The organism is Hyphomicrobiales bacterium, assembly GCA_039989895.1.
In the GTDB taxonomy this organism is placed as follows: Bacteria; Pseudomonadota; Alphaproteobacteria; order Rhizobiales; family JACESI01; genus JACESI01.
The window spans coordinates 1,059,464-1,085,343 of the sequence record JBDXGY010000006.1 but is presented as its reverse complement, the minus strand read 5'-3'; the positions used below and the strand labels follow the sequence as shown (position 1 = coordinate 1,085,343).

The following is a 25,880-nucleotide window of genomic DNA, read 5'->3' as shown; positions in this document are numbered from 1 at the left end:
CACAATTTCAAATACATGATTGCGAATTGATTGTTAGGCTTTAGGATATCTTCTTAAGACGATTCTATTCTATCACCTTAATCTTGTAATAATGAAATACCTAGTAATGGAATCACCGAAAAAGAACATAAAAATCAAAAAGATACCAAAGCGACGTCGGCGATATGGTATTGGTTTTTTCAATTTCTTTTTTCTAATTGCTATTGCTGCTTTCTTATTCATTTCTGCGTTTGCGTTTTATGTTGTCAATCGTGATGAGGATATCGAGTGGCTACGTGCTCGTATTGAAAGCACCTTTAATGAACGAGCCGATGGCGCATTTGCTGTAACACTTGAGAGCGCCCGGATTGCTGTTCGTGATGAAGCTGGTGCGACTTTACATCTTGGTGGACTTAATATTGAGGGGAAAAATAAGAAGTTTTCCCTCCAAGGTCGTTCTCTTGCTATTCGGCCTCATTGGTTTTCACTTTTAGCGGGCAATCTAAAAATTAATTCGGTCAAATTTGATGATTCTCGCGCCACAGTGCGTATGCAGCGTGCTGAACCAAAGGTCGAGGGTGATTTCTTCGCTGGGGAAAAATTATTATCTGAGCTGGAAAATAATGATACAGGGCGATTTTCCTTTGAGGACTTACTTCGTTTTGATGAGATAGCAGAACAGGCTGAAGCTGAACATATTGAAGATGAGCAGAAGGACGAAGCGCCTGATAAAGTACCTGAAATTCTTCAGTTAGCGGGGCAAGGCCTTTTAAAGGCAGGGCAGGTGTTTGAACAAATGCGAAGCCTTGAACTTGGTGATGTGGCGCTCACAAATGTCTCAGTTGATGTGACCGATGAAAATGATGCTCCTCTTCATGGAATTATTATCACATCAGCAACATTAAATGAAAGCGATGGCGAACTTGGTGCTCAACAAAATATCGAGATTACAACAAAACAGCGTGGAGAAAATGGCGTAGGCTTAAAGATTACTCATCTAAAGCATACTGACAGTTCGAAGCAGGCGACTTTTTTTGAGATATCAAATTTTATAGCTCGGAATTTTATTGAAAGGCTGAATTTACCTGATTACCCCATAGATGTCGCCGTTCCGTTCTCTTCTAAAGGGCAAGTTGTGATCGATGATACAGCTACGGTTAGTAAATTCAATATGTCCGTTTTTGTAGGCGATGGTTTTGTTCGAACGTCGCCAACCGCTGTTTTCAATGTCGACAGTGGAGAATTGAATTTATCTCTTAATAGTCGTGAGCAAAGTATAATAATTGAGCCTTCCCCGTTCGTCTTTGGAAAGAATGAAGTTATTGCTACAGGTAACATTGAATTGCCGGCATATTTGGGCGATCCATATCGCTATGAATTCACGGCCCTAGATAGTTACTTTGATAGTCCCGACGTTAACAGTGAACCTGTTGTCGTTGAGCGCATGGTTGCGCGCGGAGCGCTGCAGCCGAAACAAAAATTGCTCTCGATAAGCAGCTTTGAACTAAATGCGGGGGAGGTTGATTTTACTGCCGCACTTTCATTTGGCTTTGAAAAGAGAACACCTTCAATGGCATTGGCTGCTCAAACAACGGCGATACCCATCGGTGTTTTGAAACAGCTTTGGCCGGTTTTCATTGCTACGTCTGCGCGCGGATGGACGGTGAAAAATATTCATAGCGGTATTGTCTCTGAAGGCAGCATCAAGTCCGCAGTCCCTGGCGGTGTGCTGGGTCGCCTGCGGAAGGGTGAGACCATGAGGGCTGATGAGATGCAGGTCGATTTTAAACTGACCGATGGCTCGTTCAACACATTTGGAGATTTTCCAAATGTTGATAATGCGGATGTCACGGGAAAAGTGCGCGGCGTGTCTTTTACAGCAGATTTGAAAAGCGGGAGCGCACGCTCGACCTTTGGCAAATCAGTTGCGATGAAAAACGCTAAATTCCACATTCCAGATTTTAGATTTCCTGGACCTACTGCAAATATTACTTTGGAAGTTGATGGTGATGCTCGCGACCTAGGCGAGATTGTCAATCGTAATCCTGTGCGTGCCCTTCAATATGTAAAAATAGAACCGAAAGCTATTAGCGGTACAGCGACGGCTGATGTTGATGTCACAGTTCCCTTGAGAGCTAAACTTAAGCCAGGTGAGGTGGTTTGGCGCGCTGGCTTGAACTTGGTCGATTTTACAAGCACAGAATCGATCGATGGGCGATCGATTAAACGAGCAAAAGCAAAAGTAGAGATCAATCCAAAACGTATGACCATCACAGGCAAGGGAAATATTGATGGCATCGACGCTGACATTGACCTTATTCGCCCGTTCGATGGCAAAGAATCTACCGGCAGTCTTGCGGTTAAATTGATATTGAATGACAAAGATCGCAAAAAAATTGGCCTCGACTTAGAAGACTATCTTAGTGGTCCAATCTCTGTGGCCATAGAGCAAAAAGGGAGCTCAAAAGGCGAGCTTTACAAGATCGATTTATCGCGCGCTGAAATTAAGTTGGATTTTGTTGGCTGGCGCAAAGCGAAGGGCATTCCTGCTAGAGCTGAAATGCGCTTTACGACAGATAAGAACGGCACAAAGGTCCGCGACTTTGTTCTTAAAGGAGATGGGTTTGGCGCGTCTGGTGATATTGATCTTACGAAGAGCGGAGAAATTCAAAAATTATCGCTTCGTAAGGTAGCCTTGAAAAACGGTGATAATCTTCGGATGTCAGCGAGATTGAGATCAGAACGTACCTATGAAATTGAGATTGATGGAAGCTCTTTTGACGCGCGTTCCCTTATCAAGGTAATTACCAGCATACCTAGTGACTCTCCAAATAAAGAGGAACAGTATCGTTATAAAATACGTGCTGATATAGACCGGGTCACCGGATACCTGAATGAAGTTATAAGCAAGTTGTCATTGGATGTAACAATGCGCTCTGCAACGCCTTTACGGCTTGAGGCCAGCGGCTTGACCAAGGGGGCTAAAAAACCTTTTTCAATCAGCTATGGTTCCGTTAATAAGCGTGGCGATGTTCTCAAGGCTAGAGGTTCAAATGGCGGCGCATTAGCTCGGTTTGGCAATGTTTATTATCGCGCATTTGGAGGTCGTTTTCAGTTGTCGGCCGCTCGCCCCCCTGGTGCTAAAGCGATGGTGGGCAATTTCAGGATGAGGCGGTTTAAGCTGGTTGAAGAACCTGCTTTAAAAGGGCTTTCGGCTGCAAAAAATAATCGAGGCCAATCCTCGGTGAAATTTGATGTGCTTGATGTTAATTTTATTGAGAAAAATCAACGCTTGACCTTGAAGAAAGGGCTCTTGACTGGTGAAAATGTTGGCGGGACTTATGAAGGTGTCTTGAACCGGAAAACAAAAGCTATTGATTTTACGGGAACCTATGTTCCAGCCTATGTGATTAATAATTTCATTTCGAAAATTCCCATTGTCGGGCTTGCGCTTGGTAATGGCCAGCGTGAAGGTTTGATAGGTGTGACTTTTAAAGTGGCTGGCACATTGGGCAAACCACAGGTGACGGTCAATCCCTTGTCCGCGCTTGCGCCCGGTTTTTTAAGGCAGCTCTTCCGGTTTAAGAAAGCTCAGGAAAATACCAATTAAACCGGCTTGACTAACACATGCCTTTTCTTGCCCAGAGATAGCTTAATGACGCCGTCTTTCATGTCTGCGCTTGTGATGGCGCGGCCTTCGTCTTTAGTGGCCACATCATTGATGCGCACTGCGCCGCCTTTGACTTGTCGGCGCGCATCGCTATTGGAACTGCAAAGTCCTGATTGTACATAAAGCCCCAGCATTCCAAGGCCTTCATCAAGCTCGCTACTTGCCACTTCAATCGTTGGTAAATTAGTGGCAATTGCCCCTTGTTCAAATGTTTTTTCTGCTGTTTCTTGTGCGAGTTTTGCTGCCTCTTGCCCGCGCATAATGCGGGTCGCTTCAAAGGCGAGTATCTTTTTCGCTTCATTAATTTCAGCACCTTGAAGTGCACTAAGGCGTTTGATCTCGCTCATAGGTAACAGTGTAAAGCGCATGAGGAAGCGTTCCACGTCTGCGTCTTCTGTGTTGCGCCAGAACTGCCAGTAATCATAGGCGGAGAGACGGTTTTTATTGAGCCAAATGGCGCCATCGGCTGTCTTACCCATTTTGGCGCCGGATGATGTGGTGAGTAGCGGTGTGGTGAGGGCATAGAGTTCTGCGCCTGCGATACGACGACCTAGATCAACGCCAGAGACAATATTGCCCCATTGGTCAGAACCACCCATTTGTAGGCGGCAATCATAGCGTTTGTTCAGCTCAACAAAGTCATAGGCCTGAAGGCACATATAGTTGAATTCGAGGAAAGAGAGGTGTTGCTCGCGATCGAGACGCATTTTTACGCTGTCGCGTTGTAGCATTTGATTGACGGAGAGATGGCGTCCCACATCACGCAGAAAATCTATGTATTTAAGATCAAGCAACCAATCAGTGTTGTCGGCCATAATCGCATCTTTTGGCTCATCGCCAAAAGTAAGAAGCTGATCGAAAGCCTGCTTGATGCCCTGTTTGTTTGATTCAATGATTTCCGGCGTCAAAAGCTGGCGCGATTCATCTTTGCCGGATGGATCACCCACCCGCGTGGTGCCGCCGCCCATGAGCGCGATGGGTTTGTGACCTGTGGCCTGAAACCAATGCAGCATCATGATAGAAATAAGATTGCCCACATGAAGACTGTCTGCCGTACAATCAAATCCCACATAGGCGGTTGTGGTCTCTTTAGCGAGCAGGGCGTCTAGGCCGTCTGCATCCGAGCATTGATGAATGAATCCACGTTCTTCTAGAACGCTGAGAAATTCTGATTGATAAGAGGCCATTTTCAATTTTCCCGACGCAGACGACTCTTTTAAGTGCCGTTTTACAAAACTATTGCGCGGTGCATAGCGTCTTTGGTTCTTATTTGCAAAACCGATTGTTTAAAAAGTGATCCTTTGTCTGTTCGTGATGTCATAAAGAAGATATTGCTAATTGGTAAGAACGGTTTGGAGATAACAATGGCAAAGCAGATAATCGGCACTATGAGTGGCACATCCATGGATGGCATCGACGCGGCTTTTTTAAGCACGGATGGAATAAATGTCGTCAAGATGGGTGCGTCTCATTTTCAGGCCTACTCAAAGGCTGAACGCTCTATGATTGTTGCTGCTATTGAAGCTTGCAAAGGTGCTGAAGGTTGCGCTGCGCAGGCTGTTATTGAAGCTGAAACGATGATTACGAATGCTCATGCTAAAGCCATCAAAACACTGATTGATGAGGTTGACCTGAGCGCTGGTGATATTGCTCTTGTAGGCTTTCACGGCCATACAATTCTCCATGCTCCGCATAAAGGCACCACGGTGCAAATCGGCGATGGCGAGGGGCTTGCTAATCAATTGGGCATTCCGGTTTCCTATGATTTTAGATCAAATGACGTGGCTGCTGGTGGCCAAGGTGCACCGCTTGTGCCTGTTTTTCACAAAACCTTATTAGGAAATGCCAAGGCTGAATTGCCTGCGGCTATCGTCAATATTGGCGGGGTTGCTAATGTAACTATTGTGACAAGTGATGGCTTGATCGCCTTTGACACGGGGCCAGGCAATGCGATGATTGATGACTGGATGAAAAGCCGGACGTCAAAAACCTATGACCAATGGGGGCGTATTGCGGGCGAAGGGCGTGTGAATGAAATCATTGTTGGCCAATGGTTGGAGAATTCATATTTTAGCACTCAACCACCCAAGTCACTGGATCGGAATGCTTTTGACATGATGGCAATTGATCGAGCGTCGCTTGCGGATGGCACGGCAACTTTGACGGCATTTACTGCCCGTTCCATTGCCCAAGCTCTCGCGCCTTATGACTTGAAGACACTGTATGTTTCTGGCGGTGGTGCTCATAACCGCACGATGATGCGTATGCTGAAAGAGGCGAGCGGCCTTGAGCCTTTGATGATGGATGCTCTCGGCTTTGATGGTGATTTTCTTGAAGCCCAAGCCTTTGCTTATCTGGCCGCACGAGTTGAGGCAGACTTGCCGTTGACCTATCCCACGACGACCGGTGTTAAAGAGCCAACAAAGGGCGGCAAAATAGCGCGCCCTACATGATAGTGCTTAGTTGGTCTTAGCCCATTTCGTCGTCAAAACCTTCAAGAGGTGGAATCGGCGGTGGCGGCAGCATTTCAATGCGTTCTGCAAGACCAAGTTTAGAATCGACATAATTTGTACAATTGTCGATCAGCTCATCCATGTGATCTTCAAAGAAATGGTTTGCACCAGGCAGGACCGTATGATCGATGACTATACCTTTTTGAGTAGCTAGTTTGTCGATCAGTGCCTGTGTGTCTTTCATTGGCACTACTTTGTCGTGGTCACCATGAATGATGAGACCATCTGACGGGCAGGGTGCGAGAAACGAGAAATCATGCAGATTAGTTGGTGGTGCGATGGAGATGAAACTTTCCACCTCAGGACGGCGCATTAGAAGCTGCATTCCGATCCATGCGCCAAAAGAAAAGCCTGTAATCCATACACCGCGCGCGTCGGGGTGTATGGTTTGTGCCCAGTCAAGGGCTGCTGCCGCATCGGATAATTCGCCGGCACCATGATCGAAATGACCTTGTGAGCGACCAACACCGCGAAAATTAAAGCGCAAAGCGGCAAAGCCACGATCTACATACATATAGAACAACTCATAAATGATCTTGTTGTTCATGTTGCCACCAAAGCGCGGATGCGGATGAAGCAGCAGCGCGAGCGGGGCATTTTTCTCTTTAGAAGGCTGGTAACGAGCTTCGAGTCGACCGGCGGGACCGTTAAAAATAATTTCTGGCATTAGGCACCTTTGAACACGGCATTGAATACTGTTTGAACGGCTTAGCACGAAGTGGGGGGCAAATTTCAAGCTTTTCGTGCATCTAGCTTAATATTTCTTCGCTTTCGGCTTGAAAAGCGCGTTGCAGGCGGGTTCATGAGGTATTAAAGGGATGCATATGCGCATTTATCTTGATCATAACGCAACATCGCCTCTTCGTCCCGCTGCGCGTGAGGTAATGCTTGCCCATATGGATGAGCCGCTTAATCCTTCATCTGTTCACGGTGAGGGGCGAGCAGGTCGCAAGGTGATCGAAATAGCACGCGAGCAAGTGGCTGAGCTTGTGGGTGGTGATCCTAAAGCCGTTACTTTTACTGGTGGCGGGACCGAAGCCAATAATACGGTGCTCTCCCCACAAGTGCAATTTGGCTCGACAAAGCGCACATTTGACGCGTTGCTGGTCTCTGCGGTTGAACATCCTTGTGTTTTGGCTGGTGGGAGATTTAGCCGTGAGGCGTTGCACCTTTTACCTGTCGATCAAAAGGGTGTGGTTGATTTGGCAGCTCTTGAAACGACCCTCAAGCAGCATGAAGCCCCTTTTGTGAGCGTGATGTTTGCTAATAATGAGACGGGTGTTCTTCAGCCAATAGATGAAATTGCAGGCCTTGTTCATGCGCATGATGGCTTTTTGCACGTTGATGCGGTTCAAGCGGCGGGTAAGGTTTTGATTGACATTTATGAACTGGATGTTGATGCGATGACCTTGTCAGCTCACAAAATTGGCGGTCCTCAAGGGGTTGGCGCGATTGTGCGATTGAGTGCAGGAACTGGGGTTCCTTCTCTTTTGAGTGGCGGCGGGCAAGAGCTTGGCTATCGCGGAGGCACCGAAAATGTTGCAGGTATTGCGGGTTTTGGCGCGGCTGCGCATGAGGCTTTGAGCGGAATGAATGGAGATCAAAGGCTGCAGGAGGCACTAGAATCAGGGCTCAAAGCTCTCTCCAATGATATTATCATCTTTGGGGATGGCGTAGCGCGATTGCCTAACACAACCTGCTTTTCATTGCCTGACAAGCGAGCAGAAACAGCCGTGATTTTTTATGATATGGCTGGTATTGCAATTTCTAGCGGCTCGGCCTGTTCATCTGGCAAGGTTGGTGCTTCTCATGTTTTGAAGGCGATGGGGGTGGATGATGAGCGAGCGGCTGGTGCTATTCGTGTCTCAACCGGTTGGAATACCAGAGAGACGGATATTGCATCTTTTCTCAATGCGACGCAAAAGCTACTGAGCGCATGAAGTTTATTGGCTGTTTGATATAACTCACATCAAATTTACAAAGCTGAGTCTTGAAATCATAAATAAATCTGCCGTACCCCCTTTTAAATTTGGTGCAGTAGTTTATATCAATTCTAAATTAGAAATAATCTAAACTGAAGCGCCAGTGTGGCGCAATTTCACGGAGTTCATTGATGCCAGCGGTTCAAGAAACCATCGATCAGGTCAAAGAAATAGACGTTGATCAGTATAAATATGGGTTTGTGACAGATGTTGAGAGCGAAAAGGCTCCAATTGGTCTGAGCGAAAATATTGTTCGCTATATTTCCGCACAAAACAAAGAGCCAGAATGGATGCTGGAATGGCGCCTTGATGCTTATAAGCGCTGGTTGACAATGGTTGAGCCGGAATGGGCGCGGGTTGATTATCCGAAGATCGACTTTGACGATATTTATTATTACTCCCGTCCAAAATCGACAGAAGGCCCGAAAACGCTCGATGATGTCGATCCGGAATTGCTGGAGACATATAAAAAGCTTGGTATTCCACTGGGTGAACAAGAAATTCTAGCCGGTGTGCAAGAGCGTCGTGTCGCTGTTGATGCGGTTTTTGATTCAGTGTCTGTGGTAACAACTTTTCAAGAAGAGCTGAAAGCGAAGGGCGTGATCTTCATGCCAATCTCAGAGGCTGTTCATGAACATCCTGAGCTTGTTAAAAAATATCTCGGTTCTGTGGTGCCAGTGACAGACAACTTTTACGCAACGCTTAATTCGGCAGTCTTCTCTGACGGGTCTTTTGTCTATATTCCAAAGGGCACACGCTGCCCGATGGAGCTATCCACTTATTTCCGTATCAATGAACAAAATACAGGCCAGTTCGAGCGCACGCTCATCATCTGCGAAGAGGGTGGCTATGTGTCTTACCTTGAGGGCTGTACAGCGCCGCAGCGCGATGAAAACCAGCTTCACGCGGCGGTGGTTGAGCTTGTCACTATGGATGACGCGGAGATTAAATATTCTACGGTTCAAAACTGGTATCCGGGCGATAAAGACGGCAAGGGCGGAATTTATAACTTCGTGACCAAGCGTGGCGATTGCCGTGGCAAGAACTCGAAAATCTCATGGACACAAGTTGAAACCGGTTCCGCGATTACGTGGAAATACCCAAGCTGCATTTTGCGCGGCGATGGGTCACAGGGCGAGTTTTACTCAATCGCTGTGTCCAATGGCCGCCAGCAGGTGGATAGCGGCACGAAGATGATCCATCTGGGTAAAAATACAACAAGCCGCATTATCTCTAAAGGTATTTCGGCGGGTAACAGCCAAAACACTTATCGCGGTCAGGTATCGGCCCACCGTAAGGCAGAAAATGCGCGTAATTTCACACAGTGTGATTCACTGTTGATCGGTGATCAATGCGGCGCGCATACGGTTCCTTATATTGAGGCGAAAAACTCCTCTGCTCAATTTGAGCATGAGGCGACGACATCGAAAATTTCGGAAGATCAATTGTTTTACTGCATGCAGCGTGGCGTCGACGAAGAAGAGGCAACAGCGCTCATCGTCAACGGCTTTGTGCGTGATGTAATCCAAGAACTGCCAATGGAATTTGCGGTTGAAGCACAAAAGCTGATTTCGATTAGCTTGGAAGGCTCAGTCGGGTAATAAACGCGTGGTTGTTGTCGGTCATAATCCGGCAATCTACGGAGCGAATTTGAAAATTAAATTTGGGTTGTAAGGGCAAGCCTTGCAATGACGAAGGAACTGAAAATGCTAGAAATTAAAAATCTCCACGCGCGTATTGCGGAAGATGGAACAGAAATTATTCGTGGTCTTGATCTTAAAATTGATCAAGGCGAAGTGGCAGCGATTATGGGTCCTAACGGCTCTGGTAAATCGACGCTTTCTTATGTTCTTGCAGGGCGCGACGATTATGAGGTGACCGAGGGCGAAATTCTTTTCAATGGCGAGAGCATTTTGGAAATGGACCCAGCTGAACGCGCTGCAACTGGCGTATTTTTGGCGTTTCAATATCCAGTAGAAATTCCCGGTGTGCCAACCATGACATTCCTTAAAACGGCGATGAATGCCCAGCGCAAAGCGCGCGGTGAAGATGAATTGCCAACGCCTGATTTTATCAAACTGGTGAAAGAAGCTGCCGGTAAATTATCTATTGATATGAACATGTTGAAGCGTCCTTTGAATGTTGGTTTTTCTGGCGGCGAAAAGAAACGCGCAGAGATTTTGCAAATGGCACTTCTCGCGCCGCAGCTTTGTGTTCTTGATGAAACCGATTCTGGTCTTGATATTGATGCGTTGAAAATCGTCTCTGAGGGCGTGAATGCGCTTCGTGCTGAAAACCGTGGTTTCCTCGTGATCACGCACTATCAGCGCTTGTTAGAACACATCGTGCCAGACACTGTGCATGTGCTCTACAAAGGTCAAATCATCCAGTCTGGTGACAAGTCACTGGCGCTGGAACTCGAAGCAAATGGTTACGCTGATATCATCGGCAAAGCGGCATAGGAAACGTTATGTTGAATGTTTTTCCAACAATTAAACGCACAGCTGCTGAAGAAGCGCTTTTTGATGCTTATGAGTCTTTTGATGGCAAGAGCAGCACGTCAGAGACGGCGATTGTAGCATTAAAAGAGCATGGTTTGCCAAGCCGCCGTGTTGAGGCGTGGCATTACACAGATTTGCGTGCTTTGCTCAAAGACGTGCCAGCTCTTGCAGCAAGACTTGATGACGCCAAAGCTGCCAAAGATGCGGCTGCTTATGATGCTATTGTTGATACAATTCGTCTTCCGATTTTTGACGGTCATGCTTATGCTGATTTATGCGAAAAGACGCCTGATGGTGTTTCAATCACTGTCAATGAAAACGCGCTTGAGGCTGAAGTCCGTAAAGATAATACCATTGGCTTGATGACACAGGCTTTCGCGGGCGATTGTGTCAATGTTGTTGTTGATGCCGGTGCCACAATTGATAAGCCGATTGGGCTTGCTCATGTAGCTGGTGATACGTCGGCTCTGGCGGTCAATCAGCAGTCGATTGAATTTGGTGCTGGTGCTAAAGCTACCGTGGTTGAGCGTTATCTCCAAAAAGGCAATGAGGCTTATCAAAATTCAGCTGTGACCAATTTGGTTGTCGGCGACAATGCCAATGCTACCTATGTGATTGTGCAGCAAATGGGCGCGGCGGCAACGCATCTTGGTCAAATTAACATCACGCTTGGCACCGATGCTAACTTGATGCTGTTTGTTTTGAATGCAGGCGGTAAATTGACACGACAAGAAGTGAATGTGGATGTTGCGGGTGAAAATTCGGACTTCCAACTTCGCGGTGTGAACCTCATTGGTGACAGTCAGCACATCGATGTGACGATGGACCTTCGTCACAATGTGCCAAATACAACGTCAGAAGAGATTATCCGTAATGTTGTGACTGGCAAGGGTAAAGGCGTTTTTCAAGGCCGTATTGCGGTGGCGCAGATTGCCCAGAAGACCGACGCGAAAATGGCATGTAACACATTGCTTTTGTCAGATGATGGCGATTTTTCTACCAAGCCTGAGCTTGAAATTTTTGCGGATGATGTTTTGTGCGGCCATGGTGCGACCTTTACCGATCTTGAGCCAAGCTATCTTTTCTATCTGATGTCACGTGGCATCCCTGAGAAAGAGGCGCGGGCGCTTCTGATCAAAGGCTTTGTTGATGAAATCGTTGAAGACCTCAATAATGAACCGCTGGAAGCTGCTTTTGTCAGTGTGATCGATGGCTGGTTAGATACAAATGGCTGATTATGATGTGAATGCTATTCGCGCAGATTTTCCCATTCTCTCACGGGAAGTCTATGGCAAGCCACTGATTTATCTTGATAATGGTGCTTCATCGCAAAAGCCGAAGGCTGTGATTGATGCGGTGAATAATGTTTATTCCAATGAATATTCTAATGTTCACCGCGGCCTGCATTATCTATCAAATGCAACGACAGATGCCTATGAAGCGGCACGCGAGAAAGTGCGCCGTTTTCTCAATGCGCCAAGTATTGATGAAATTATTTTTACGCGCTCTTCAACCGAGGCCTTAAATCTTGTTGCCCATTCTTATGGTGGTGCGAACATAGGCGAGGGCGATGAAATCATCCTCTCTATCATGGAGCATCATTCCAATATTGTGCCGTGGCATTATCTGCGTGAGCACAAGGGCGCTGTCATCAAATGGGCGCCGATTGATGAAGATGGCAATTTCTTGATGGATGAATTCAAGGCGCTTTTTTCTGAGCGCACAAAGATTGTTGCCATCACCCAGATGTCGAATGTGCTGGGCACTGTGGTGCCGATTAAAGAAGTTTGCGCCTTTGCTCACTCTAAGGGCGTGCCAGTGATGGTAGATGGCTCACAGGGCGCGGTTCACATGCCGGTGGATGTGCAGGACCTTGATGCGGATTTTTATTGTGTCACAGGCCATAAGCTTTATGGCCCGTCGGGTATTGGCGTTTTATACGGCAAGATGGATCTGTTGAAAGAAATGCCGCCTTATATGGGCGGGGGTGAGATGATTAAAGACGTGATGCTTGATGGTGTTACATATAATGATCCGCCGCATCGCTTTGAGGCTGGCACACCGCCGATTGCACAGGCGATAGGGCTTGGCGCGGCGCTTGACTATATGGATGGCATTGGACGCGCTCAAATTGCCGCTCATGAGGCCGATATTGGCGATTATGCTATGGAGCAGTTATCCGCAATTGAAGGTGTTAAGATCTTTGGTAAGGCCAAAGGAAAAGGCGCGATTGCCTCATTTGAGCTTGAAGGTATTCATGCACATGACGTCTCCATGGTGATTGATCGTGCCGGTATTGCGGTGAGAGCAGGAACACATTGTGCGCAGCCGCTATTGCAAAGATATGGTGTAACCTCCACATGTAGGGCATCTTTTGGTATGTATAATACCCGCGATGAGGTGGATGCCCTTGTGGGTGCCTTGAATAAGGCGATCGACTTTTTTGCGTAAAACTGGAGTTTTATGATGGACGATGCAGTAAAATCAGATGAAACAACAAGCCCGCGTGTAGAGCTTGCCTCAAACGATGAGCTGGCTAAATCTACGATCCCACAAGAAGAGCTGGAGCGACTGACAACAGATATCATTGCATCGTTAAAAACGGTTTATGACCCTGAAATTCCAGTGGATGTTTATGAGCTTGGCTTGATCTACAAGGTAGATATTTCTGATGACCGCAATGTGGAAGTTGATATGACATTGACAGCGCCGGGTTGTCCTGTGGCTGGCGAAATGCCTATTTGGGTAGAAAATGCGGTGGCTTCTGTCGATGGTGTCGGGATTGTTAACGTCAATATGGTATTCGATCCACCATGGGACATGAGCCGCATGTCCGAAGAGGCGCAAGTCGCGCTTGGCTGGTATTAGGAGTAAGCAAAATGTTTGGCGGAATGGGTATAGAACTCGTCACGGCAACAGATGCCGCACGCACGCGCATTGCTGAAATCATGGAAAACGCTGAAGACGCTGATGGTATTCGCATTGGTGTTAAGAACGGCGGCTGTGCCGGTATGGAATACACTGTCGATCTGACAAAAGGCGGCGAGCAGGGCGATGATGTCGTTACCTTCGATGAAGGCAAGGTTTATATCGATTCCAAGGCAATTTTGTTCTTGCTTGGCACCGAAGTGGATTATGAAGTGACAAAATTCCGCACAGGATTTGTTTTCAATAATCCAAACCAAACATCTGCCTGCGGCTGTGGTGAATCGGTTGAGCTGAAAGCAGCCACCTTGCCAGAAGGTATGACATTAGGCGGTCAATAAAAGTCTATTTTTTGATTAGGCTACTTTGTTTGCAGCAGTGTCATTCTCAGTTATGACCTGATTGCGCCCTGCGTCTTTAGCATTGTATAGGCTGCGATCAGCGCGGTTAATCAAACTTTCTGGCGTGTCTCCAGGCCGCAAAAGTGCGACACCAGCTGAAATTGTGATTTTTCCAAGATTTTCGCTCGTTGAACGTTTAACCACATCGCGTTTGGCAACGGCCATACGTATGCGGTTTGCAACCGTTCTACCCTGTTCAAGGGTTGTGTTTGGAAGGATCATTGCAAATTCTTCCCCACCATACCGGCAAGGAACATCTATGACTTTCACATTGCCTTTGATTGCCATAGCAACGAGTTTTAAGACTTGGTCACCTGTTTGATGGCCCCATTTGTCATTAAATGATTTAAAATGATCAATGTCTGCTATGACAAGGCAAAGAGGTTCTATGGACATCTGGTATTTTTTGACACTGGATGCCAGAGAGCGATCAAAATGACGGCGATTTCCTATCATTGTTAGCTGATCCATCAATGATTCTTCGCGTACTTCAGCTAAGCTCTTATGCAGTTTCTTGATGCCGATTTGAGCAGTATTCAGTTGTTCTAACAATTTTTGATTTTGGTTCTTGACGGTTAATGTTTCCATAGAAACCCGTTTAATCAGTTTTTGCAAAGTTTCCTGATCAAGATCAATTTCAAGGTCACTCGCGGCCTGGCTTAACGTTTCGCCGAATCCTTGACTTAGGCCATGGGATTTATTGATAGTACTTTCGAGGAATGATGCCTCATGGGTTATCTGTTCGCCGATGTCATCGACTTTGTCGCCCAAACTATTATTGGCAATATATGTCTCGTGTAGATGAAGTATTTGGCCAGGAGAGACACGACCATATTTCTCGTTCATCTCTTCAATTGCTGCAGATAGCTCTTTATTCGCACCACTTAAATGCGTATAAATAACCTCGTAAGTTTTCGGATGCGCGGGAATCTGGTTGTCACGTATCCGATTTAAGGTTTCTTCCGCTCGATCAATCGTAAGGTCAAATTCGCTATTATCACTCATTTTCAAGAATACCCAAACGCCACTAATGCGTTAGATATTAGATAATTGCTGTTAATTAGATGTTAATTTGGAATAACTTGAGTGTGATTACTATGTTGTAGTGATTATAAAAAAATATTTTTATAGTAATTATGTTTGTCTGCCATGTTCTTGAGCAAAAATATGATCAATAAATACGAGAATTCGCCTGTATAGTGTCAGCGACGCTTATGCGCTTTTGCGGCCTTTGATCGGGCGCATTAAAAAATCAGGAACATGATCACCTAAACCGATAATTGGCTTTTCTGCTTTGCCTTGGTTTGGTTCTTTTGGATTGTTAGCACGCTTTGCTGAAGCTTCTTTTCTTGGTTTAGATTCTTCAACGTTAGGTTTGCGTTTTGCACTTGGTTTTTTGGGCGCGTCTTCATTTTTAGCTGCATCTGTCTTTGCAGGCGTTTTGCTATTTTGCGATTTACTTGTGGAAGCATTGCGGCCTCGACCACCACCGCGTTTGCGTGGGCGCTTCTCACGTTCGGCTTCAAAATCAACAGCATCGCCCAGCCATTCGATGTCTTGCTTAATGAGTGAAACAATGTCGCTTACATTGCGCTCGTCATCTTGGGAAACCAGTGTATAGGCAGTCCCTAAACGTCCTGCACGCCCTGTTCGGCCAATGCGGTGGACATAATCTTCGGCATTAAAGGGGACGTCGAAATTGAAGACGTGGCTTACATCTGGAATATCGAGACCGCGGGCGGCGACATCACTTGCCACGAGAATGGGAAGTTTACCGGCGCGGAAATTCTCCAAAATGGTGGTTCTTGCAAATTGATCCATATCGCCATGCAATGCACCAGCCTGAAAGCCATGCTTGTCTAGTGAGCGGAAAAGTTCGGAGACATCTTTTTTGCGATTGCAGAAGATGATTGCATTTTTAAGATCTTTAGCGCCGTTGATAAGTTCACGCAGTTTTGCGCGTTTGTCCCAAGGTTCGCCTGTAGCAGCAACAAGCCGCTGGGTCACAGTTTTGGCTGTCGTTGCGGCACGGGCGACCTCAACACGAACAGGATTGCTTAGGAACTTATCAGCCAAGCCTTGAATTTCTTTTGGCATAGTGGCCGAGAAGAATAACGTTTGACGTGTGAAGGGGATGAGCGATGAAATGCGTTCCATGTCAGGAATGAATCCCATATCCAACATACGGTCTGCTTCATCAATCACAAAGATTTCGACACCGGTTAAAAGCAATTTGCCACGCTCGAAATGGTCGAGGAGGCGACCCGGTGTGGCGATGAGAACATCCGCACCACGGTCAAGCTTGCGCAACTGTTCTTCGAAGGAAACACCACCAATTAAAAGCGCGACTGTGAGCTTGGTGTTCTTGCCGTATTTGATAAAATTTTCCTCAATTTGCGCTGCGAGTTCGCGCGTCGGTGTGAGGATGAGTGTGCGCGGCATACGCGCCCGTGCACGGCCTTTTTCGAGTAGGGTAAGCATTGGTAGCACAAAAGAGGCTGTTTTGCCGGTTCCAGTTTGGGCGATGCCGAGAATATCACGACGCTCTAAAGCTGAAGGTATGGACCCTGCTTGAATAGGCGTTGGCGTCGTGTAGCCAGCCTCTTCTACTGCGGAGAGAATTTTGGAGCTAAGGCCGAGTTCGGCAAATGTGGTTTCATTGTCAGAAGACAGTGTTTTATCCAATACGATTTTAGTGAAAGTTAACTTGGCGCGACCATATGGATATTTGAGTTAAAGTCAATCATAGATCACTCCAAAACCCTTGGAATGGTTGACAAATAAGGTTATTGAACGGACACAATGAAGTGGATGTGAAACATGGCGGGTGAGAATGGTGTGCGTAATTGACCGATGATGTAAATATTCAGAGCCAAATAAAGCATCCGGTTGTCTTTGCACCGCGTGATGAAGATGGGTCGCTTTCTACGTCCTATGTGTTGCGCATTGCGCAGGCAGTGGATGAAGGTGATATTGCATCTGCTATATTGGAAACACGATCGTTACATGAAGCCGATCTTGCTGATCTCCTAGAAGCATTACCAAACCCGCGCCGCCTCCAGATTATCGACCAGCTTGGTGCCGATTTTGATTTTACCACGCTGACTGAACTCGATGAGGGTGATCGACGTGAAATCTTGGATGGGATGACATCAGAGCAAGTGGCTCAGGGTGTGTGTTCTATTGATAGTGATGATGCGGTTTATATCCTTGAGGATATGGATGCTGCTGAACAGAGTGAGGTACTTGCACAAATCCCGTCCATTGAGCGTGCTGTTATTGCTAAGGCACTGGATTATCCAGACGATTCTGCTGGTCGTCGTATGCAGACAGATTTCATTGCTGTGCCGCCGTTTTGGACAGTAGGCCAAACGATTGATTATATGCGGGTATCTCAGGATTTACCTGATTATTTCTATGAAATATTTGTAGTTGATCCAGCTTATCGATTGGTGGGAACTGTAGGGCTTGACCGAATTTTGCGCACTCAGCGCAGTATTCTTATTCAAGATATTATGGCTGACTGCCCGGTATCTATTCACGCGATAAAAGACCAAGAAGAGGCTTCGCGTTTGTTCGAGCGCTATGACCTTTTGTCGGCAGCAGTTGTTGATGACAGTGAGCGGTTGGTGGGCGTCTTGACGATTGATGATATCGTTGATGTGATCCACGAAGAAGCCGACGAAGACATCAAGCGGTTGGCGGGTATTGGTGATGAAACTCTGTCGGATAAGGTTTTTACAGCTTTTCGAAGCCGTTTTACATGGCTTGGGGTTAATCTTATTACAGCTGTGTTTGCGTCCCTTGTTATCAATCTTTTTGATGCAACGATTGAACAGATGGTGGCCTTGGCTATCTTAATGCCGATTGTTGCGTCGATGGGCGGTAATGCTGGTACTCAAACAATGACAGTTGCTGTGCGCGCGCTTGCTGGCAACGAGATCGATAATTTTAATGTGCGACGCATTATCCTGCGTGAATTGATGGTTGGTCTGATCAATGGCGCTGTTTTTGCTATTATTATTGCCGCAGTCACCATTGTTTGGTTTGGTAATTACCCATTGGGCGGTGTTATTGCTGTAGCTATGATTATCAATATGATTTTTGCAGCACTTGCCGGCATACTTATACCCATTGGATTTGATAAAGTAGGTATAGACCCAGCTATCGCATCATCGGCTTTTGTAACAACAGTAACCGATGTGGTTGGCTTCTTTGCGTTTTTGGCATTGGCAGCGTGGTGGTTCGGTCTTTTATAAAACCAAAGATCTTAAAATAAGCAAGACGTGAAACATGGCCAGATTTTTCATATCAGATAAAATCTCACTCGCGCTCGATGAGCTTGAAGAAAACTTCATCCGTTCAAGTGGGCCAGGTGGGCAGAATGTTAATAAGGTGTCGAGTGCCGTTCAATTGCGGTTTAATGTGCGTCAGTCCACCAATTTACCAGATCGCGTGAAGTATAAAATGCTCGCCAGTGGAGACAGTCGGTTGACCAAAAATGGTGTCTTGGTGATCAATGCTGAGCGTCACCGTACACAAGAATTAAACCGACAAGATGCACGGGAGCGATTGAAAGAGATTATTCTTAAAGCATCGCATGTGCCAAAGCGCAGAATCGCGACAAAACCAACGCGAAATTCACAAAAGCGTCGCGTGGATTCTAAAACTAAGCGCGGTTTGTTGAAAAAAGGACGAGGAAGAAAAGTAGACTTTGATTGAGGGTATAAAGCTTCTGTCATGCTTTGTTAGATAACAAATTAACCGCATCGCTTGAAAATCTTATGATTATGAGGTCGTGATCTAGTATTTATATAATAACAAGGTTATCTGGTTATATGAGTTTTCACATTCGATTCTGATAACACATTCAATTTTGAACATATGAGAGACATTGCATGACGCACTTTGCGACTTCGACCGTAAAACCGGCCCATCTCGATGATGATAGTGATAAAGATGATAAAAAAGAGACGTCGCCGGGCGTCGATAAACACCTTTTTGATAGTCGCACTGTTCTTATTACGGGACAGATTACTCAAGATCTTGCGCGCGACACATCAGCCCGCCTTCTTGCGCTGGCACAGGCGTCTGATGATCCTATCACTGTGATTGTATCATCTCCCGGTGGCCATGTTGAATCCGGAGATATGATCCATGACATGATCAACTTCATCAAACCGACGGTGAACATCGTTGGAACCGGTTGGGTGGCGAGTGCTGGTGCATTGATTTATGTCGCTGTACCGAAAGAAAACCGATTTTGTACGCCTAATACACGCTTTTTACTGCATCAACCAAGCGGTGGTGCGGGTGGTTCTGCTTCTGATATTGAAATTCAGGCAAGTGAAATTATCAAAATGCGTCTGCGTTTGAATGAAATATTTGCAGCCGCTACAGGCCAGAAACTTAAGAAGATTGAGAACGATACGGATCGCGATTATTGGATGTCGCCTGCGGAGGCGATCAAATATGGTCTTGCGGGTAAAATTGTGAAATCGGTGGATGAGGTTTCTTAGAAGCTTAAACCTGATTTGAAATTATTTAAAAAGTCGGCGCGCAATTGCCGGCTTTTTTTATGGCTTTATCTGATCATTAATCCGATGGTTGCGCCAAGGCGATGCGATAAATGCCCTTAAAATCATCAGGGTCAACGGGCTTGCCTTTACGCGTGATGACCAAGGTGCCGCTTTTAGTAAGGTTCACAGCCACAGTGCGAACAGGCTTCATGAGCAATCGCCATTTTTTCTCGTCTTTGCCAGCAATGGCACGGGCCACCTCGGATGGACATATGGTTTTCCCTGTACCGCGTGAGACCAGAAGTTCGCGGATTGTTGTCTCGATAAGGCTTGAATTGGTGGTCATTTCACAGAGGAATCTTTTTTAGCAATCGGATTCATTTCAGCCGCTTTTGCCGATGCGGAGAAGAATTGTCGACGCATAAGAACGAGAATGATCCATGTTGTCGTAATCATAAAGACGACCGGGCCAATGAACCATCCTATGATGCACGTTGATAGGAAAAATGTTCTCAAGCCGCGATTGAAATGTTTGCCCGCAAGGATGTTCATGGCAAGAGCGCTTTGCAGTGCTGCCTCCGCTTTTTCTTCATCGGGGTCGTTAAACATCGGCAAAGCACCTACGAGTATCGATGTATAATTCCATAACCGGTGTGACCAACCAAATTTGAAAAACGCATAGGAAAACAACAACAATAAGGTAAAAACCTTGACTTCCCATTCTATTCTAGTGTCGGAAGGTGAGATTGATAGGTCTTCCATTATGCTGAAAATTTCATTGGTTGAACGCAGTAACCCGAAGCAGGCGCCGATACCTAACAGGGACGCTGAGGCGAAAAAGGCTGTACCATTTTGAAGGCCTGTTACGATGGTTGTATCAACGATACGTAATTCACGTTGCAGCGCCACACGTAACCATGCTTCACGTTGCTTATTCATATGGGCGCTTAGTGAGCGGTGTTGCAGTGGCCCATGCTCAGCAAACCATGAATAGGCGGATACACTTACCACGAACCATGTGATTGCAATGAAATCGAGCTGAGTGAAGAAAGTCATTGGGGCCATTATTTTCGTTAGCGATGCGGTATTGCTAATACTTTCGAATTAAAATGCAATTTTTTTGTGAATTTGATGTGATTATGCTTGCACTAATTTTAACATATTATTAAGCATGGTGCACCGTAATAGAGCGCGCTGGGCAGTTCTAATCGGTTTGTAATAGGTAATAAGAGATATATGGACGATCATGAAGTTCAAAAGTCTTGTTGGGGTGTTACTACTTGGGCAGTGGCTATATTTTTAGGTGTTTTTGCGGTGATTTCATTTTTTAATCATGCTGAGCAAAAACCAGAAAACCTTGTTTCTGTTGAAACCAATTAATCTATACGATGATTGGGCCTGAGCGAACGTCAGTAAAGGCGCTAGTGCTTGAGGCAAACAAGGTAATCAAAACATTCTCACAAAGCGAAGCACTCGATCTACTCGGGCGTGAAGATGTTGTCTTTGTTGATATTCGTGATGTGCGCGAATTGAAGCGTGAGGGCATGATTGATGGTGCGCTTCATGTGCCGCGCGGTATGGTTGAGTTTTGGGTAGATCCCGAAAGCCCGTACCACAAACCCCTTTTTGCTGAAGATAAAACATTCATCTTTTATTGTGCCAGCGCGTGGCGTTCGGCTTTAGCAACAAAAGCGGCGCAGGATGTGGGGCTTATCAATTGCGGCCATCTTGAGGGTGGTTTCACGAGCTGGTTGAAAGCCGGAAATCAGATTGTGGAAAAAACTGATTAGATTTGGTGTCCACGCTTAGGCACTCTATCCTAGGTTTTATGGTAATGCATCTTCAAAAATTATGTGTCGGCGTAGAAAATGTCGAAAGCCTGCAAGCATGGATTGATTTTCGTGCTGATCAGGCTCGTTTAATGGGGCGGGTGCCTGAACAATTTCATACGACACGGGCAACACCCAAACAACGTGACGCGATATTGCAAGGCGGGTCGCTTTACTGGGTGATTAAGGGCGTGATGCAGGCCCGTCAGCACATCATTGATCTGCGGCCCAATGTTGGCGAAGACGGGATTAGCCGCTGTGATATTGTGCTGGAGCCTCTTATCATTGCAACACAAATGCGTCCGCGTCGTCCGTTTCAAGGATGGCGGTATTTAAAGCCGGAAGATGCGCCGAGCGATTTGAGTAATTTGGCTGAAGGTGAGGGGGATTTGCCGCCTGAAATGCGTTCAGAATTAGCTGAGCTTGGTCTTCTTTAGAGCTAAAGTTGGCCTATCCTTGGCCGGAAGTTGGCTTAACGAATATAACGCCTTGTTGGGATCTAGCATTTTGCGTTGATGGCTGGTGGCTTCCACAAAGCCATTTTCAAACGGCGATATTGTCGATAAGGCGCGGTTTGCCGAGCTTTGCTGCTGCTAAAAGCCTGAGCGGTTCGCTGGCAATGTCAGTAATTTTCTTCAAATTTTCTGCGTTACGTAATTCAACATAATCAACTTTAAACCCGTGACCAGTAAGTGCTGCGATGGCTTTGGATAGGGCTTCATCAGAAGAGTGGCCTTCGCGTATTTGCGCGGCACAGTCTTGGAGTGCTTTGTGTAATTCAGCGGCTAATGGTCGCTCAGTTTCACTCAAATAGATATTGCGTGATGACATCGCCAAACCATCCGGCTCTCGTAAGGTGGGGGCGCCTTCAATTTGGCAGGGAATTTGAAGGTCACGGACCATTTGTTTGATAACCAGCAATTGCTGATAGTCTTTTTCTCCAAACACCGCGATATCAGGCAAGACGCCAAGCAGGAGTTTAGCGACCACGATGGCAACGCCGCCAAAGAAATGAGGGCGGTATGTGGTTTCTAACTCCAAGGCGGGGCCTTGAACGTTGATCTGTGTTGCAAAACCATTTGGGTACATGATGCCGGCGGTTGGGGCATAGACGGCTTCAACGCCCTTTGAGGCAAGGGCTGATATGTCGCTTTCCCACGTGCGAGGATAATCTTCAAAGTCCTCGCCTTCGCCAAACTGTGTGGGATTGACAAAAATGGAGGCAAAAACCCGTTCAGCCTTTGTTTTAGCATAATCGATTAAAGACAAGTGGCCTTCATGAAGCGCGCCCATGGTTGGAACCAGAGCGACGCGTTCACCCTTGGCGTGCGCTTTCAAGACGAGCGCGCGGATCTCTTCAGGTGTTTGGGTGATGATTGGTGTTTCGGTCATGGTGCCTCATCATGGTGGAATGGTGTCATATTCCATGGCTTATGATTTGTTGCAAGCACGTCATTGATGCTCATACCTTTGTTTAGGGCGCGTGTTTGCTTGTCATGAGGGATGAAACGCCCCATATTCTTATGAGGGAGACATTAGCAGTGATAAAAGACGATAAGACCAAAAATACGTCAGATAGGGGCATGCGTACAAAGACATCGCCGTCCAGTGATGTTTCGGCCTTTGTTGAGCGTGTTCAATCGCTTGCGCATCTGCGTGTTAAATCTGAGCCAAAGGGTCGGTTGATTTTTTCTCTTGATGCCACATTAAGCCGTCAGCCGATGTGGGATATGGCGTGCCATTTACAGGCAGAAATGTTTGATGTCGTGGGAAGTAGCGGTGATCTGGAAGTTCAATTGAATTATTATCGGGGCTTTGGTGAATGCAAATCGTCTAAATGGGTGAGTGATGCCACGAAGTTGCGTGATTTTATGGGCCGTATCCGTTGCCAGGGTGGGCGCACGCAGATTAAAAAAATATTTGCCAATGCGCGCCGTGAGCATAAACAGCAGGCCGTTGATGCGCTTGTGTTCATTGGCGATGCGATGGAAGAGGATGTTGATGATCTTTGTTCCAAGGCTGGTGAGCTGGGGCTTTTAGGGGTGCCGATGTTTGTTTTTCAAGAAGGCAATAATGCGATGGTGGAGCGCGCTTTTCGTGAATTTGCAAGGCTTACAAAAGGGGCTTATGCGCGGTTTGATCAATCGAGCGCTGATGAATTGGCTTCACTCCTGCGTTCAGTCGCGGTTTATGCGACTGGTGGATTGAAAGCATTGGAAGAGAGCGGCGAACGATTGTTGCTGCCGCAGATGTCGGGGCGATAAAGCATATGCCACAATTTCTATTTGCCGTTTTTATTATGGTGCTCATTTATGTCGCGGCGAAATTCTTTGTGAGGGCAAACCCTAGCTCTTTGGCAAAAACACTACGCCAACTTATTGGCGCATTGCTTTTTGCTGTTGGGATTGCGCTCGTTTTTAGCTTGCGTTTTGCTTTGTTTGCATTGCCGGTTCTGCTTGCGGGTGCAGCAGTATTCTTTGGCAGCAAAAGGCCGTTTAAATCCAGAGGCGGTTCGGCTCGTTCAAATGGCGCTGGCCCTCAAGGAGCGAAGGGAAAGGCGTCTAATGTTAAAACAGCTTTTTTCGATATGGAACTCGACCATGCATCCGGCGAGATGGATGGTCTTATTTGCGCAGGCGCCTTTGATGGCGCGCGACTATCGGACCTTGAACAAAGCGATTTGAAAGCGCTTTACAATGAAATTTCAGGCCACACGTCTATCGATGGAGATAGTTTAAGTCTTCTTGAAACTTATTTGGACAGCGTGTTGCCCGGCTGGCGTGAAGACTTCCATGTTGACAGTGGTACGGGGCAGGGAAGCACGGCGAGCGCGGGCACCATAACCGAGGAGGAGGCCTACGAGATCCTTGGGCTTGGGCGGGATGCTGACGTCGCCGAAATCAGAGCGGCCCATCGGCGCCTTATGCTTAAGTTTCATCCCGACCGAGGAGGCTCTACTGTTCTTGCCGCTAAAATCAACGAGGCGAAAGACATTCTTTTGAGAAATCATTCTTCTAATTCCTGATACAAATTACTTTTCAGGGTGACATATTGATGCCATGCGCAAGCACATGACGCTAGTTAAGGTAGATACAATTGTATTTCTTGGTCTTCATGAATTTGCAGGCACGGCGGGCAGTGTTTTTATCTCTAAAGCCAGCAAACCGAACTCGGTAAAAGGTGCTTGAACCTTTAGTGACGCTTTCAGTGTAAGGTGTTTTCTTCGATAGAACCGATGCGCCTTTTAATGATGCTTCTTCAAGCAGTTCTTTTGCTTCACTAAGGTTTGGTGTCGCCGACAACTGTATTTTCCAGCCGACCTTCTTAGATGGCTCTGCTGTTTGGTTTGTGACTGTTTTGATCACTTTAGCTTCGCTCAAACCTTGTTCGGCAGGTCTGTTGGTGCGTAAGTTTGTTGCCACCACAACTGGTGATTTTGTTTGCGGGCGGAGCGTTGGCAGTGGAGCCTTGCTTGCTAATACTGTTTTTGATTTGGAAGACTTGCTTACGAGCAGCGGAGACACTTTGTTTCTGCGATTTTTTCTCGATGCTTTTTTGAGGTGCCTTTTAATCAGTGTTGCCATATGAGCATTGCGGGAACGACCTGATTTGCCTCCCATAACAACGCCGACCACGTGGCGGCCATTTTTCTCGACATTTGTTACAAGATTAAACCCAGAAGCGCGGATATAGCCGGTTTTGATGCCGTTAACGCCGCCCACACGACCAAGTAGTCGGTTGTGGTTTCTATAGGTTTTGCCTTTGTATTTGAAGCTGCGGGTTGCAAAATAGCGGAAAGACTTTGGATGCGATTGACGTAATGACAACCCAAGGCGTGCCATGTCTCGCGCTGTTGTGCGCTGTCTTCTGTTTGGTAAACCTGACGCATTTGCAAATGTGGTGCGTTTCATGCCGATAGAGCGGGCTTTGCGGGTCATCATTCTTGCAAAGTTGGATTCTGTTCCACCCAAATGTTCGGCAATAACAATAGCCACGTCATTGGCTGACTTTGTTACAAGAGCAAGGATTGCATCTTTTACACGGATGCTAGAGCCTTTTTTGAGATAGAGCTTTGACGGCACAGCTCGCGTAGCTCTTGCCGACACTCTCATACGTGTTGAAAGGCTGATTTTGCCAGCATCAATCGCATCGAAGACCATATATAAAGTCATCATTTTGGTGAGAGACGCAGGATAGCGATATGCATCGGCATTTCTAGCAAAGAGGACTTTGCCTTTGTTGGCATCATAGATAAAAGCCGCATATTTGCTATTCGCAAAGGCATTTTGCGAACCAAGCATCATGGCTATTGTTATGATAAAAACAGTGAAAAGTAATTTACATCTAGATAAACCAGATAATACTGCACCATAAAACACGGCGAACTCCAATACAAACGACCTTCTAGTCGCTACACAACATTTAATGAGGCTGAGGGGGTGCTGAAAAGCTTGGCCAAAGTACTCATTCTTTCCACACAAGATAACGGTAGGGAGTTACCAATCAGTAAAGGTCTTGTTTACGATAAACACCAAGCCATCACGAAATTAGTCTTTTCGGT

Annotated in this window: 25 protein-coding genes; 17 read left to right on the top strand and 8 right to left on the bottom strand. The window is 46.5% G+C overall.

Annotation, left to right across the window (positions count from 1 at the left end; all coding sequences use genetic code 11):
* Positions 1-106 precede the first annotated feature (106 nt).
* On the top strand, positions 107-3,589 hold the full coding sequence (locus tag ABJ081_11600; GenBank protein ID MEP6357313.1) for an AsmA-like C-terminal domain-containing protein: 3,483 nt from the start codon (positions 107-109) through the stop codon (positions 3,587-3,589).
* On the opposite strand, the gene tyrS is transcribed toward ABJ081_11600, so the two are convergent.
* The gene (tyrS, locus tag ABJ081_11595; GenBank protein MEP6357312.1) at positions 3,586-4,836 is read right to left on the bottom strand and encodes a tyrosine--tRNA ligase; all 1,251 of its coding nucleotides are present in this window, start codon (positions 4,834-4,836) and stop codon (positions 3,586-3,588) included. The genes ABJ081_11600 and tyrS overlap by 4 nt on opposite strands.
* A gap of 177 nt (positions 4,837-5,013) precedes the next feature.
* On the opposite strand from tyrS, the gene ABJ081_11590 reads away from it, so the two are divergent.
* On the top strand, positions 5,014-6,102 hold the full coding sequence (locus ABJ081_11590; protein ID MEP6357311.1) for an anhydro-N-acetylmuramic acid kinase: 1,089 nt from the start codon (positions 5,014-5,016) through the stop codon (positions 6,100-6,102).
* A gap of 16 nt (positions 6,103-6,118) precedes the next feature.
* Here the strand turns inward: ABJ081_11590 and ABJ081_11585 are convergent, their stop codons facing one another.
* A complete protein-coding gene (locus ABJ081_11585) occupies positions 6,119-6,829 on the bottom strand; it encodes an alpha/beta hydrolase (protein ID MEP6357310.1) in 711 nt (236 codons plus the stop codon).
* Between the two features lie 157 nt (positions 6,830-6,986).
* Between ABJ081_11585 and ABJ081_11580 the strand changes: the two genes are divergently transcribed.
* The 7 genes from ABJ081_11580 to ABJ081_11550 all read left to right on the top strand — a co-directional run bounded on the left by ABJ081_11580 (position 6,987) and on the right by ABJ081_11550 (position 13,911).
* A complete protein-coding gene (locus tag ABJ081_11580; protein MEP6357309.1) occupies positions 6,987-8,102 on the top strand; it encodes a cysteine desulfurase family protein in 1,116 nt (371 codons plus the stop codon).
* A 173-nt stretch (positions 8,103-8,275) separates the two neighbouring features.
* Positions 8,276-9,745 carry a Fe-S cluster assembly protein SufB gene (sufB, locus tag ABJ081_11575; GenBank protein ID MEP6357308.1) on the top strand — a complete coding sequence of 490 codons (1,470 nt, stop codon included), beginning with the start codon at positions 8,276-8,278 and terminating at the stop codon, positions 9,743-9,745.
* A 105-nt stretch (positions 9,746-9,850) separates the two neighbouring features.
* Entirely contained in the window at positions 9,851-10,606 is a 756-nt protein-coding gene (gene sufC / locus ABJ081_11570; protein MEP6357307.1) for a Fe-S cluster assembly ATPase SufC, read from the top strand.
* A gap of 11 nt (positions 10,607-10,617) precedes the next feature.
* Complete coding sequence (gene sufD / locus ABJ081_11565) at positions 10,618-11,880, top strand: Fe-S cluster assembly protein SufD (protein MEP6357306.1); 1,263 nt, start codon at positions 10,618-10,620, stop codon at positions 11,878-11,880.
* The gene (locus ABJ081_11560; protein MEP6357305.1) at positions 11,873-13,096 is read left to right on the top strand and encodes a cysteine desulfurase; all 1,224 of its coding nucleotides are present in this window, start codon (positions 11,873-11,875) and stop codon (positions 13,094-13,096) included. Before sufD ends, ABJ081_11560 begins: the two co-directional genes overlap by 8 nt.
* Positions 13,097-13,108: 12 nt before the next feature.
* Positions 13,109-13,513, top strand: coding sequence for an SUF system Fe-S cluster assembly protein (locus ABJ081_11555; GenBank protein MEP6357304.1), 405 nt, complete (start codon positions 13,109-13,111; stop codon positions 13,511-13,513).
* Positions 13,514-13,536: 23 nt separating this feature from the next.
* On the top strand, positions 13,537-13,911 hold the full coding sequence (locus ABJ081_11550) for an iron-sulfur cluster assembly accessory protein (protein MEP6357303.1): 375 nt from the start codon (positions 13,537-13,539) through the stop codon (positions 13,909-13,911).
* 15 nt (positions 13,912-13,926) lie between these two features.
* Here the strand turns inward: ABJ081_11550 and ABJ081_11545 are convergent, their stop codons facing one another.
* Both ABJ081_11545 and ABJ081_11540 read right to left on the bottom strand, forming a co-directional pair.
* On the bottom strand, positions 13,927-14,976 hold the full coding sequence (locus tag ABJ081_11545; GenBank protein ID MEP6357302.1) for a diguanylate cyclase: 1,050 nt from the start codon (positions 14,974-14,976) through the stop codon (positions 13,927-13,929).
* A 207-nt stretch (positions 14,977-15,183) separates the two neighbouring features.
* Complete coding sequence (locus ABJ081_11540; protein MEP6357301.1) at positions 15,184-16,656, bottom strand: DEAD/DEAH box helicase; 1,473 nt, start codon at positions 16,654-16,656, stop codon at positions 15,184-15,186.
* 161 nt (positions 16,657-16,817) lie between these two features.
* Between ABJ081_11540 and mgtE the strand changes: the two genes are divergently transcribed.
* From mgtE to ABJ081_11525, 3 genes are all read left to right on the top strand, one after another.
* Positions 16,818-18,230 carry a magnesium transporter gene (mgtE, locus tag ABJ081_11535; protein ID MEP6357300.1) on the top strand — a complete coding sequence of 471 codons (1,413 nt, stop codon included), beginning with the start codon at positions 16,818-16,820 and terminating at the stop codon, positions 18,228-18,230.
* 34 nt (positions 18,231-18,264) lie between these two features.
* Positions 18,265-18,693: an alternative ribosome rescue aminoacyl-tRNA hydrolase ArfB gene (gene arfB / locus ABJ081_11530; GenBank protein MEP6357299.1), complete on the top strand. Its 429-nt coding sequence runs from the start codon at positions 18,265-18,267 to the stop codon at positions 18,691-18,693.
* 176 nt (positions 18,694-18,869) lie between these two features.
* Positions 18,870-19,490 (top strand): ATP-dependent Clp protease proteolytic subunit, encoded by a 621-nt coding sequence (locus ABJ081_11525; protein MEP6357298.1) that lies wholly within the window; start codon positions 18,870-18,872, stop codon positions 19,488-19,490.
* A 76-nt stretch (positions 19,491-19,566) separates the two neighbouring features.
* On the opposite strand, the gene ABJ081_11520 is transcribed toward ABJ081_11525, so the two are convergent.
* Together ABJ081_11520 and ABJ081_11515 are read right to left on the bottom strand one after the other, a co-directional pair.
* A complete protein-coding gene (locus ABJ081_11520) occupies positions 19,567-19,836 on the bottom strand; it encodes a DUF3253 domain-containing protein (GenBank protein ID MEP6357297.1) in 270 nt (89 codons plus the stop codon).
* Positions 19,833-20,546, bottom strand: a complete 714-nt coding sequence (locus ABJ081_11515) for a DUF599 family protein (protein ID MEP6357296.1) — start codon at positions 20,544-20,546, stop codon at positions 19,833-19,835. Before ABJ081_11515 ends, ABJ081_11520 begins: the two co-directional genes overlap by 4 nt.
* A 180-nt stretch (positions 20,547-20,726) precedes the next feature.
* On the opposite strand from ABJ081_11515, the gene ABJ081_11510 reads away from it, so the two are divergent.
* The 3 genes from ABJ081_11510 to ABJ081_11500 are packed head-to-tail and all read left to right on the top strand — an operon-like array spanning position 20,727 to position 21,756.
* Positions 20,727-20,870, top strand: a complete 144-nt coding sequence (locus ABJ081_11510; protein ID MEP6357295.1) for a hypothetical protein — start codon at positions 20,727-20,729, stop codon at positions 20,868-20,870.
* Positions 20,871-20,878: 8 nt separating this feature from the next.
* Positions 20,879-21,280, top strand: coding sequence for a rhodanese-like domain-containing protein (locus ABJ081_11505; protein ID MEP6357294.1), 402 nt, complete (start codon positions 20,879-20,881; stop codon positions 21,278-21,280).
* Positions 21,281-21,318: 38 nt separating this feature from the next.
* Entirely contained in the window at positions 21,319-21,756 is a 438-nt protein-coding gene (locus tag ABJ081_11500; GenBank protein MEP6357293.1) for a DUF1489 family protein, read from the top strand.
* A gap of 106 nt (positions 21,757-21,862) precedes the next feature.
* Here the strand turns inward: ABJ081_11500 and panC are convergent, their stop codons facing one another.
* On the bottom strand, positions 21,863-22,711 hold the full coding sequence (gene panC / locus ABJ081_11495; protein ID MEP6357292.1) for a pantoate--beta-alanine ligase: 849 nt from the start codon (positions 22,709-22,711) through the stop codon (positions 21,863-21,865).
* Positions 22,712-22,860: 149 nt separating this feature from the next.
* Here panC and ABJ081_11490 point away from each other — a divergent pair, with 149 nt between their 5' ends.
* Positions 22,861-23,583, top strand: a complete 723-nt coding sequence (locus ABJ081_11490) for a VWA domain-containing protein (GenBank protein ID MEP6357291.1) — start codon at positions 22,861-22,863, stop codon at positions 23,581-23,583.
* A gap of 5 nt (positions 23,584-23,588) precedes the next feature.
* Positions 23,589-24,344: a DnaJ domain-containing protein gene (locus tag ABJ081_11485; protein ID MEP6357290.1), complete on the top strand. Its 756-nt coding sequence runs from the start codon at positions 23,589-23,591 to the stop codon at positions 24,342-24,344.
* A gap of 52 nt (positions 24,345-24,396) precedes the next feature.
* Here ABJ081_11485 and ABJ081_11480 read toward each other — a convergent pair whose 3' ends face one another.
* Complete coding sequence (locus tag ABJ081_11480) at positions 24,397-25,698, bottom strand: D-alanyl-D-alanine carboxypeptidase (protein MEP6357289.1); 1,302 nt, start codon at positions 25,696-25,698, stop codon at positions 24,397-24,399.
* Positions 25,699-25,880 lie beyond the last annotated feature (182 nt).

Bases quoted from the DNA above. Each gene is read 5' to 3' on its own strand.
- ABJ081_11500 (MEP6357293.1), top strand. From the start codon at position 21,319: ATGGTAATGCATCTTCAAAAATTATGTGTCGGCGTAGAAAATGTCGAA.
- arfB (MEP6357299.1), top strand. From the start codon at position 18,265: ATGGCCAGATTTTTCATATCAGATAAAATCTCACTCGCGCTCGATGAG.
- ABJ081_11600 (MEP6357313.1), top strand. From the start codon at position 107: ATGGAATCACCGAAAAAGAACATAAAAATCAAAAAGATACCAAAGCGA.
- ABJ081_11485 (MEP6357290.1), top strand. From the start codon at position 23,589: ATGCCACAATTTCTATTTGCCGTTTTTATTATGGTGCTCATTTATGTC.
- ABJ081_11525 (MEP6357298.1), top strand. From the start codon at position 18,870: ATGACGCACTTTGCGACTTCGACCGTAAAACCGGCCCATCTCGATGAT.
- ABJ081_11505 (MEP6357294.1), top strand. From the start codon at position 20,879: ATGATTGGGCCTGAGCGAACGTCAGTAAAGGCGCTAGTGCTTGAGGCA.
- ABJ081_11560 (MEP6357305.1), top strand. From the start codon at position 11,873: ATGGCTGATTATGATGTGAATGCTATTCGCGCAGATTTTCCCATTCTC.
- ABJ081_11580 (MEP6357309.1), top strand. From the start codon at position 6,987: ATGCGCATTTATCTTGATCATAACGCAACATCGCCTCTTCGTCCCGCT.
- ABJ081_11545 (MEP6357302.1), bottom strand. From the start codon at position 14,976: ATGAGTGATAATAGCGAATTTGACCTTACGATTGATCGAGCGGAAGAA.
- ABJ081_11590 (MEP6357311.1), top strand. From the start codon at position 5,014: ATGGCAAAGCAGATAATCGGCACTATGAGTGGCACATCCATGGATGGC.
- tyrS (MEP6357312.1), bottom strand. From the start codon at position 4,836: ATGGCCTCTTATCAATCAGAATTTCTCAGCGTTCTAGAAGAACGTGGA.
- sufC (MEP6357307.1), top strand. From the start codon at position 9,851: ATGCTAGAAATTAAAAATCTCCACGCGCGTATTGCGGAAGATGGAACA.
- ABJ081_11510 (MEP6357295.1), top strand. From the start codon at position 20,727: ATGGACGATCATGAAGTTCAAAAGTCTTGTTGGGGTGTTACTACTTGG.
- sufB (MEP6357308.1), top strand. From the start codon at position 8,276: ATGCCAGCGGTTCAAGAAACCATCGATCAGGTCAAAGAAATAGACGTT.
- ABJ081_11555 (MEP6357304.1), top strand. From the start codon at position 13,109: ATGATGGACGATGCAGTAAAATCAGATGAAACAACAAGCCCGCGTGTA.
- ABJ081_11520 (MEP6357297.1), bottom strand. From the start codon at position 19,836: ATGACCACCAATTCAAGCCTTATCGAGACAACAATCCGCGAACTTCTG.
- panC (MEP6357292.1), bottom strand. From the start codon at position 22,711: ATGACCGAAACACCAATCATCACCCAAACACCTGAAGAGATCCGCGCG.
- ABJ081_11550 (MEP6357303.1), top strand. From the start codon at position 13,537: ATGGGTATAGAACTCGTCACGGCAACAGATGCCGCACGCACGCGCATT.
- ABJ081_11585 (MEP6357310.1), bottom strand. From the start codon at position 6,829: ATGCCAGAAATTATTTTTAACGGTCCCGCCGGTCGACTCGAAGCTCGT.
- ABJ081_11515 (MEP6357296.1), bottom strand. From the start codon at position 20,546: ATGACTTTCTTCACTCAGCTCGATTTCATTGCAATCACATGGTTCGTG.